Origin of the sequence: Rhodococcus sp. MEB064, from assembly GCF_000834565.1 — a bacterium.
Classification (GTDB): domain Bacteria; phylum Actinomycetota; class Actinomycetes; order Mycobacteriales; family Mycobacteriaceae; genus Rhodococcoides.
In genome coordinates, this window is sequence record NZ_JXQS01000033.1 from 18,367 (window position 1) to 27,212 (window position 8,846).

Annotated in this window: 10 protein-coding genes; all 10 read right to left on the reverse strand. The window is 66.9% G+C overall.

From position 1 onward, the window contains the following. Positions 1 to 2: 2 nt before the first annotated feature. The 10 genes from kdpB to rsmD all read right to left on the reverse strand — a co-directional run bounded on the left by kdpB (position 3) and on the right by rsmD (position 8,720). Positions 3 to 2,078 (reverse strand): potassium-transporting ATPase subunit KdpB, encoded by a 2,076-nt coding sequence (gene kdpB / locus RU01_RS15150; protein WP_042575410.1) that lies wholly within the window; start codon positions 2,076 to 2,078, stop codon positions 3 to 5. Continuing rightward, a complete protein-coding gene (kdpA, locus tag RU01_RS15155; protein WP_042575411.1) occupies positions 2,075 to 3,760 on the reverse strand; it encodes a potassium-transporting ATPase subunit KdpA in 1,686 nt (561 codons plus the stop codon). Before kdpA ends, kdpB begins: the two co-directional genes overlap by 4 nt. A gap of 5 nt (positions 3,761 to 3,765) precedes the next feature. Beyond that, entirely contained in the window at positions 3,766 to 3,864 is a 99-nt protein-coding gene (gene kdpF, locus RU01_RS22550) for a K(+)-transporting ATPase subunit F (RefSeq protein ID WP_062575821.1), read from the reverse strand. A gap of 171 nt (positions 3,865 to 4,035) precedes the next feature. Continuing rightward, complete coding sequence (gene mutM, locus RU01_RS15160) at positions 4,036 to 4,923, reverse strand: bifunctional DNA-formamidopyrimidine glycosylase/DNA-(apurinic or apyrimidinic site) lyase (protein ID WP_042575412.1); 888 nt, start codon at positions 4,921 to 4,923, stop codon at positions 4,036 to 4,038. Further along, the gene (gene rnc, locus RU01_RS15165; RefSeq protein WP_042575413.1) at positions 4,916 to 5,698 is read right to left on the reverse strand and encodes a ribonuclease III; all 783 of its coding nucleotides are present in this window, start codon (positions 5,696 to 5,698) and stop codon (positions 4,916 to 4,918) included. Before rnc ends, mutM begins: the two co-directional genes overlap by 8 nt. A gap of 16 nt (positions 5,699 to 5,714) precedes the next feature. Continuing rightward, positions 5,715 to 5,897 carry a 50S ribosomal protein L32 gene (rpmF, locus tag RU01_RS15170; RefSeq protein ID WP_027504976.1) on the reverse strand — a complete coding sequence of 61 codons (183 nt, stop codon included), beginning with the start codon at positions 5,895 to 5,897 and terminating at the stop codon, positions 5,715 to 5,717. A gap of 81 nt (positions 5,898 to 5,978) precedes the next feature. After that, a complete protein-coding gene (locus RU01_RS15175) occupies positions 5,979 to 6,467 on the reverse strand; it encodes a YceD family protein (protein ID WP_082043152.1) in 489 nt (162 codons plus the stop codon). A gap of 282 nt (positions 6,468 to 6,749) precedes the next feature. Beyond that, a complete protein-coding gene (locus tag RU01_RS15180) occupies positions 6,750 to 7,511 on the reverse strand; it encodes a DivIVA domain-containing protein (RefSeq protein ID WP_042575414.1) in 762 nt (253 codons plus the stop codon). A gap of 121 nt (positions 7,512 to 7,632) precedes the next feature. Continuing rightward, positions 7,633 to 8,115, reverse strand: a complete 483-nt coding sequence (gene coaD / locus RU01_RS15185; RefSeq protein WP_042575415.1) for a pantetheine-phosphate adenylyltransferase — start codon at positions 8,113 to 8,115, stop codon at positions 7,633 to 7,635. A 14-nt stretch (positions 8,116 to 8,129) separates the two neighbouring features. Continuing rightward, complete coding sequence (gene rsmD / locus RU01_RS15190) at positions 8,130 to 8,720, reverse strand: 16S rRNA (guanine(966)-N(2))-methyltransferase RsmD (protein ID WP_042575416.1); 591 nt, start codon at positions 8,718 to 8,720, stop codon at positions 8,130 to 8,132. Positions 8,721 to 8,846 lie beyond the last annotated feature (126 nt).

The window sequence follows — 8,846 nt, forward strand, 5'->3', positions numbered from 1 at the left end:
CATCAGCTCATTCCGGGGATGTGTCGTACGACGAGGTCGATCAGCCAGATTCCGAGGAACGGCATCACGACGCCGCCGACGCCGTAGATCGCGAGATTGCGTCGCAGCAGAGTGGACGCGGTGGCCGGGGTGTAGCGAACTCCGCGCAGCGCCAACGGAATCAGCGCCACGATGACCAGAGCGTTGAAGATCACGGCCGAGACGATGGCCGATTGCGGAGAATGCAGCCGCATGATGTTCAGGACATCGAGCTGCGGATACAGCGTGGAGAACATCGCGGGCAGGATGGCGAAGTACTTGGCCAGATCGTTCGCCAGCGAGAACGTCGTCAAGGCACCGCGGGTGATCAGCAGCTGCTTGCCCACCTCGACGATCTCGATGAGTTTCGTCGGATCCGAATCCAGGTCGACCATGTTGCCGGCCTCCTTGGCCGCCGACGTTCCGGTGTTCATCGCGACGCCGACGTCCGCCTGCGCCAACGCGGGAGCGTCGTTGGTGCCGTCCCCGGTCATGGCGACCAGCCGGCCACCCTCCTGCTCCCGGCGGATCAACGCGAGCTTGTCCTCCGGGGTGGCTTCGGCGAGAACATCGTCGACGCCGGCCTCCGCGGCGATCGCGCGCGCCGTGAGCGGGTTGTCTCCGGTGACCATCACCGTGCGAATTCCCATGGCGCGCAGGCGCGCGAAGCGTTCCGCGATGTGCGGCTTGACCACATCGGAGAGTTGGATGACTCCCAGCACACGGGCCTGGCTGCCGACTCGATGCTCCGCGACGACCAGCGGGGTGCCCCCGGCCTGTGCGACCTCCTCGATCCGGTCGCGGACCGTGTCGTGACCGTCCGCGGTTCCCTCGTGTTCTCGAACCCACCCGAAGACGTTGTCCGCAGCACCTTTGCGGATGGACAGCGCGTCGGTGTCGAGGCCGCTCATTCTGGTCTGCGCGCTGAACGGCACGAACACGGCTGTATCGGGAACCGCCGGTGGCTCCTCGTCGTCCGCGGTGCACAGGTCGACGATGCTGCGTCCCTCGGGGGTTCCGTCGGCCGCGGAGGACAGGTGCGCTGCACGGACCAGCTGTACGCGCGAGATACCCGGCGCCGGGAAAAGTGCAGTGGCCCTGCGATTACCGAACGTGATCGTGCCGGTCTTGTCCATCAACAAGGTGTCGATGTCGCCGGCAGCCTCGACCGCCCGTCCCGACATCGCCAGGACGTTGCGCTGCACCAACCGGTCCATACCGGCGATCCCGATGGCGGACAGCAGCGCCCCGATCGTGGTGGGAATCAGACAGACGAGCAACGCGATCAGTTCGACGGGCCCGCGCGATCCCCCGGAGTAGTCGCTCATCGGTCCGACAGCCACCACGGCCAGGAGGAACACGATGGTCAACGACGCCAACAGGATGTTCAGAGCGACCTCGTTCGGCGTCTTCTGTCGCGCAGCACCTTCCACCAGGGCGATCATCCGGTCGACGAACGTGTGGCCCTGCGCCGCGGTGATCCGGACGACGATGCGATCCGAGAGCACGGTCGTCCCACCGGTGACAGCACTCCGATCGCCGCCCGATTCCCGGACGACCGGGGCCGATTCGCCGGTGATCGCGGATTCGTCGACCGAGGCGATGCCGTCGACCACGTCGCCGTCGCCGGGGACGACGCCGCCCGCCTCGACGACGACGAGATCACCGACCACTAGTTCCGTTGCGGACAAACTTGATTCGTCACCGCCGGGTCCCAGTCGGCGAGCGACCGTGTCGCGGGCGACGCCGCGGAGGCTGGCGGCCTGCGCTCGACCCCGGCCTTCCGCGACCGACTCGGCGAGGTTGGCGAAGACCACGGTGAACCACAGCCAGCCCGCGATGGTCCACGCGAACACGGACGGATCGAGCGCTGCAAGCACCGTCGTCACGACGGACCCGACGAAGACCACGAACATGACGGGGTTCTTCGCCTGGTGCCGCGGGTCCAGCTTGCGCAGCGCACCCGGAAGCGAGGTGAGAAGTTGGCGGGCATCGAAGTACCCCGATGACACGCCGGCGTCCTCGGACGTGGATGGGGCGTGTGTCTCTGTGATCGTCATTGGACGGCTTCCGCGATGGGTCCCAGCGACAGTGCCGGGAAGAAGGTGAGGGCGGCGACGAGCACGACGGTGCCCAGGAGCAGCCCGGAGAACAGAGGCCCGGTGGTGGGGAGAGTGCCCGCGCCGGCCGGGACCCGACGCTGCTTGGCCAGCGAACCGGCCAGTGCGAGAACGAACACGATGGGCAGGAACCGGCCGAACAGCATCGCCAGGCCGAGCGACGACTGGAACCAGTCGCTGGTGACGGTCAGTCCCCCGAAGGCGCTGCCGTTGTTGTTGGCAGCCGACGCGTACGCGTAGAGCACTTCGGTGAAGCCGTGCGCGGACCCGGGTGAACCCGGATCACCGCTGTTGCCCTGATATCCCGTCGTGGACGGCAGGACGACCGTGATCGCCGTACCGAGCAGAACGAGAGCAGGCATGATCAGCACCGACAGGGCAGCCATCGTGATCTCCCGCCGGCCCAGCTTCTTGCCCAGGTATTCCGGTGTGCGGCCCACCAGCAGTCCGCCGACGAAGACTGCGATGATCGCGAGGACCAGCAGGCCGTACAGGCCGGTTCCCACACCGCCCGGCGCTATCTCGCCGAACACCATGTTGAGCAGCACCGCGCCCCCACCCAGCGGCGACATGCTGTCGTGCGCCGAATTGACGGCGCCGGTGGATGTTCCGGTCGTGCTGACGGCGAACAGGGCGGAGCCGGCGATCCCGAAGCGTTGCTCTTTGCCCTCCATCATCGATCCCGCCGCGGTGGCTGCTGCGCCCGTGGTGTGAGCCTCCGCGGTTAGCGTGACGGCCAGGATCGCGGCCCACAGAGCGCCCATGACGGACAGCAGGGTCAGACCCTCGCGACGACTGCCCACCATCGTCCCGAAAGTCCGGGTCAGGCATACCGGGATCAGCAGCAGGGAGATGATCTCGACGACGTTGGACAACGGGGTCGGATTCTCGAACGGGTGCGCCGAGTTCGCGGCGAAGATTCCACCGCCGTTGGTGCCGATCACCTTGATCGCTTCCTGCGATGCTGCCGGGGCCAGCGCGTTCGTGATCGCGGTTCCGTCCAGGCCGGTCCCGTCGAAGCCGCTCCGGAAGGACATCACCACGCCCTGAGTCAGCAGAACCACGGCGACGATCATCGACAGCGGCAGCAGGATCCGCAGTGTTCCCCTGGTCAGGTCCACCCAAAAGTTCCCCAGTTCGCCTCCTGCGCGAACACGAACGAAAGCACGGACGACGGTGACGGCAACCGCGAGGCCCACGGCGGCCGACAGGAAGTTCTGCACGGCGAGACCCAGGGGCTGCGTGAGGTTGCTCATCGTCGTCTCGGGTGTGTACGACTGCCAATTGGTGTTGGTCACGAACGAGACCGCTGTGTTGAACGCAACCGCGGGGCTGACGGCACCGAGGCCGCCGTTCAGCGGGAGAACACCCTGAATCCGCTGCAGCACGTACAGCAACACCACGCCCGCAGCGCTGAAGCCCACCAGGCTCGAGGCATAGCCGGCCCAGCCCTGCTCGGCACGAGAGTCGATGCGGCACAGTCGGTAGAGCACGGATTCGATACGCGAATCCGATGTCGGCGCGGTGAAGACACGAGCCATGTAGTCGCCCAGCGGTACGTAGGCGGCGGCGAGGACGGCGACGACGGTCGCGATCTGGAGTCCCGCGGCAAGAGTGGACACGGCGCTCAGAACCTGTCGGGATCGAGCAGAGCGATCACCAGGTACAGACACAGTGCCGCGGCGATGACGAGGAGGACGACCGACGTCGTTCCGGCGAGAGTCACGATGCCGACCTGGACAGCGCGCGGATCACGGCGAACAGGAGGACGAAGCCTCCGGCCGTGAGCGAAAGAAAAGCGAGATCAGCCATGTGCTCAGACTTCGCTCGGCGGCCGGCCGATCAGCCCTCCCTCACGCGATCTTGACGCCGGGAGAGCCCTCCACTTACGGGATCTTTACGCCCGGCGCTCGCGGGGACGAGGTTGGCACTTCGGGCAGCTGAACGACGAGCGGTTCATGAACTTCTCACGCCTGATCGGCGCACCGCACCGAGGACACGGAAGCCCTTCCTGTCCGTACGCGGCGAGGGACCGATCGAAGTACCCCGATTGACCGTTCACGTTGACGTACAGCGCGTCGAAGGACGTTCCGCCTTGTGCCAGAGCTTCGCCCATGACCGCGTGCGCGTTGTTCAGCAAGGCGCGAAGCTTCGGTCGAGTCAGCGAATCCGTCAGACGGTTGCCGTGAATCTTGGTGCGCCACAACGATTCATCGGCATAGATGTTGCCGACGCCGGACACCACCGTCTGGTCGAGGATCGCTCGCTTGATCTCGGTGTGCTTGGCGCGGAGGGCACCGACCACCGACTCCGCGTCGAACAGTGGATCCAGCGGGTCCCGCGCGATATGGGCCACGGGAACGGGCAGCAGGGAACCGCCGCTCTCCACGAGATCCGCCACGGCCCACCCGCCGAACGTCCGTTGATCGACGAAGCGCAGTTCGGTGTCGCCGCTCCCCAGCCGCGCACGGATGCGCAGATGCTTCTCGTCCGGGGCTCCGGCCGGCTGGACGAGCATCTGTCCACTCATGCCGAGGTGGACGACGATCGCATCGGACGGCGGACCGGTGTCGTCCCCATGGCGGACCGTCAACCACAGGTACTTGCCACGACGCTCCGCGGAGGTCACCGACGCACCCGCCAGACGCGACTCCAGATCGACGCTGCCTTCGAGGTGTCGCCGTGCGGACCTGGGGTGGAGTACCTCCACGTCGGTCAAGGTCTGTCCCACGACATGCGCGGCGAGACCTCGCCGTACGACCTCGACTTCGGGAAGTTCAGGCATTCCGGTCTGCGGACAGCTCCGGGCCGGGTGGTGCACCGGCCGCGGCGGTCGCGTCCTCGCTCAGGGCCGTCCAGGCGGCGCTGGCGGCCCGCTGCTCGGCTTCCTTCTTCGACCGGCCGACACCCTGACCGTACGGTGATCCGCCGACCAGGACCGTGGCCGTGAACTCCTTGTCGTGATCCGGGCCCGTCGCGGTGATCTCGTACGCGGGGACGCCGAGTCCCCTCTCCGCGGTGAGCTCCTGCAGGCTGGTCTTCCAGTCGAGGCCGGCACCGAGACGTGGACCACGTTCCAGCAGCGTCGCGAACAACCGCAGCACGACCTCGCGGGCGACGTCGATGCCGTGCTCGACGTGGATCGCACCGAGGAGCGATTCCATACCGTCGGCAAGGATGGAGGCCTTGTCCCGTCCGCCCGTCTGCTCCTCACCCTTGCCGAGCAGGAGATGAGCGCCGAGTCCGCCGGCACCCAGTTCGCGAGCGACCTCGGCCAGAGCGTGCATGTTGACGACGCTCGCACGGATCTTGGCCAGCTCACCCTCGGACTTGTCGGGGTGTTCGGTGTAGAGACGTTCGGTGATGCTGAGACCGAGCACCGAGTCGCCCAGGAATTCGAGCCGCTCGTTGGTCGGCAGGCCACCGTTCTCGTACGCGTACGAGCGGTGAGTCAGCGCATGGATCAGAAGGTCATGGTCCAGAGACACGCCAAGAGCGGCGAGAAGCGATGCATGATCGTCCTCGCCGCTCCGGTCTGCCGCTGGCGACTGTGAGGTCACGTAGGTCGCCCGAGTATCAGACGGCCGCAGTGACCTGGCGACCCTTGTACGTGCCGCAGTTCGGGCACACCGTGTGGGGCAGCGTCTTCTCGCCGCACCCGCGGTTGGGGCAGGTGATGAGGGTGGGTGCAGTGGTCTTCCACTGGCTGCGTCGCGATCGGGTGTTGGACCGCGACATCTTGCGCTTCGGAACAGCCACTTCTACTTCTCCTCGTACTCGTTCGGTGCAATGTTCGTGCTCGGGGCACAGGTCGTGCAGGCGCAGGTTTGCGTCGGCCGACTAGGTCTGGTCGGGGTCGGTCTGCAGCTTCGATGCAAGACCTGCCCAGCGAGGATCAAGTATCTCATGACTGTGCCCTGGTTCCGCAATCGACAGGCGGATACCGCACTCGGGGCACAGGCCCTGGCAGTCCTCGGTGCACAGGGGACGCAGCGGCAACGTGAGGCCCGCCACATCCACGAGAAGAGGCTCGAGGTCGATCGCGTCGTCCTCGACCCGGTACAGATCCTCGGCGTCCGTCGTGGCCTCGGTGACGCTGTTCGGGTAGGCGAACAGCTCCGTCAGATGCAACTGGACGTGCGAGGTGAAGGGCTCGAGACAGCGTGAGCACTCCCCCACCGTGTCCGCGTCGACGGTGCCGCTGACGAGAACGCCCTCGGACACCGATTCGAGCCGCAGGTCCAACACGATGTCCTCGCCCTCGGGAATGGCGATGAGATCGAGGCCGATACGCGACGGAGCTTTCACAGTGCGAGAAACCGGCATCATCGATCCGGCTCGGCGACCCAGACGACGGGTGTCCAACACCAGATCCGAGGTGGGTTCGGTGCGGCGACGAGCAGCGGGAGACAACGACGTTCCTTTCACAGCGCAATGGGCAACCACTCCACGATACGGGAGCCTCCGGGCTGCGCCAAATCATGCCGTGACCGTGTCACCCACCCCTCCCGAACTCCCCCGCGAGTACGCCGATAGTGCCGCTCAGAGGCGCACGATCACGACACTATGGACGTACTCGCGGGGGGTTCGGGGTTCGGGGGTGGAGACAGCTCAGCGGCGGCCGCGGGGGTCTGCGAAGTCGGTGTCGTAGCTGGGCACGCCGCTTCCGGTGCGCAGTTGCTGACGGCCCCGACCGACGGAGCGCAGCGTTCCCGAGAGGATCTCCTCGAACTCCGAGAATTTCGTGTCGACGTACAGGTCGCACTCGGTACGCAGGCGGTCGGACTCGGCGTGGGCAGCGTCGATGACACGTGCGGACTCGGCATGTGCCGCCTGCACGACCTCGGTCTGCGAGACCAGACGTTCCTGCTCGGCGATGCCGTCGGCGACGGAGCGCTCGTAGGCCGCCTTGCCGGCGTCGATCGAGCGAGCCGACTCCATGCGTCCCCGCTCGGTCAGTTCCTCGTACTCGTGTTCCGCATCGGCGATGGTGGCATCGGCGCGCGCGGTGGCGTCGGCGACGAGGTTCTCCGCATGCGCGGTCGCCTCGGCGACCATGCGGTCGGCGTGCGCCTTCGCGTCGGCGAGAAGTCTGTCGGCCTCGTCGCGCGCGTTCTCGACCGTGCTGGTCGCCTCGGCGTTCGCCGACGAGATCGTCTTCTCGGCTCCCGTCCTCGCGTCGGACACCAGCTTGTCGCGGTGGTCGAGCACGTCCTGGGCGTCGTCCAGTTCACCGGGAATGGCGTCCCGCACATCGTCCAGAAGTTCCAGTACGTCCCCGCGCGGAACGACACACCCGGCGGTCATCGGGACGCCGCGCGCCTCCTCGACGATCGCTACGAGCTCGTCGAGCGCCTCGAATACCCGATACACCTTGGCTCAGACCTCACTTCGAATCGGTACAGCTGACGAGGTCAAGTGTGCCCGGTGCTCGCACCCGACCGCTCGATTGCACCCCGGTGTGTCGCCGGCGGGTGTGTCACGTCTCGCGGCGTCAAGCAGATTCGGACAATCGCGCCAGCAGACGTTCGTGCACCGCGCCCGGAACCATCGACGTCACGTCGCCGCCGAGGCGGGCGATCTCCTTGATCAGGGAACTCGACAGGCAGCTGTGCACCGGATCGGTCCCGAGGAAGACGGTGTCGACCCCGGTCAGGCGTCGGTTCATCTGCGCCATCTGTACCTCGTAGTCGAAGTCCGCGGCATTGCGCAGGCCCTTGATGATGGCGGTCGCTCCGGATTCGCTCGCGAAGTCCACCAGCAATCCCTGCCACGTGGCCACCCGCACCCCACTCAGGTGCGACGTGGCGTCGGCCAGCATCTCGACCCGCTCGTCGACGGTGAAGAGGCCCTTCTTGTTCGGATTGACCACCACGGTGACGATCACCTCGTCGAATTGCGTTGCAACGCGGGAGATCACGTCGAGATGACCGTTGTGGATCGGGTCGAAGCTTCCGGGAACCAGTGCACCGCTCATGGTGCCCGAAACTATCAGTTCCCGACGTCGTCGGTGCCGGCGTCGTCGGCCTGCTCGAAGCGGGCGATGTCCACCCGCGCTTCTCCGTATCGCTTGGAGGTGAGTTCCGTCAGCGAACCCGGCCACGCGGTGGCCGGTGACCGCGAGGACCGTTCGACGACCACGAGTGCGTCCTCGGCGAGCCAGGCGTTCTCGACCAGTCTGTCCAGAACGGAGGCCACGGCCGCATCGGCCACCGAATAGGGCGGGTCGGCGAGGACCAGGTCGTAGGTGCGCTCGGGCGCTCCCCCGACCACCGCGGCGACCGGCGCCGTCCGCACCACGGCTCCCGGCAGTCCCACCGCCTCGATGTTCCGGGCGACGACTGCAGCTGCCCGTGCGTCGTTCTCCACGAGCAGCACGTGGTCCGCGCCCCGCGACAGCGCTTCGAGTCCCAATGCGCCGGAGCCGGCGTACAGATCGAGGACGGCAGCCCCTTCGAGGTACATGCGGCTCTCCAGTGCGCTGAAGAGTGCCTCGCGAACGCGGTCGGCGGTGGGACGCGTCCCGCGGGACGGCACGACGATCGTGCGTCCCCCGGCACGTCCGGCGACGATCCTGGTCACCTCGGCGTCACGACCTGTCCGTGGTGTCCCCGACGGCGATGACGCAGATCAGATCCCCGCCCTCGACCTGGGCGACACCCGACAGGGCGATCCGGGTGACGGTGCCCGCCCGCGGTGCGGTGACCG

Coding starts and splice junctions, on each gene's coding strand:
- mutM (WP_042575412.1), bottom strand. CDS start 4,923: ATGCCTGAACTTCCCGAAGTCGAGGTCGTACGGCGAGGTCTCGCCGCG.
- kdpB (WP_042575410.1), bottom strand. CDS start 2,078: ATGACGATCACAGAGACACACGCCCCATCCACGTCCGAGGACGCCGGC.
- RU01_RS15175 (WP_082043152.1), bottom strand. CDS start 6,467: ATGATGCCGGTTTCTCGCACTGTGAAAGCTCCGTCGCGTATCGGCCTC.
- coaD (WP_042575415.1), bottom strand. CDS start 8,115: ATGAGCGGTGCACTGGTTCCCGGAAGCTTCGACCCGATCCACAACGGT.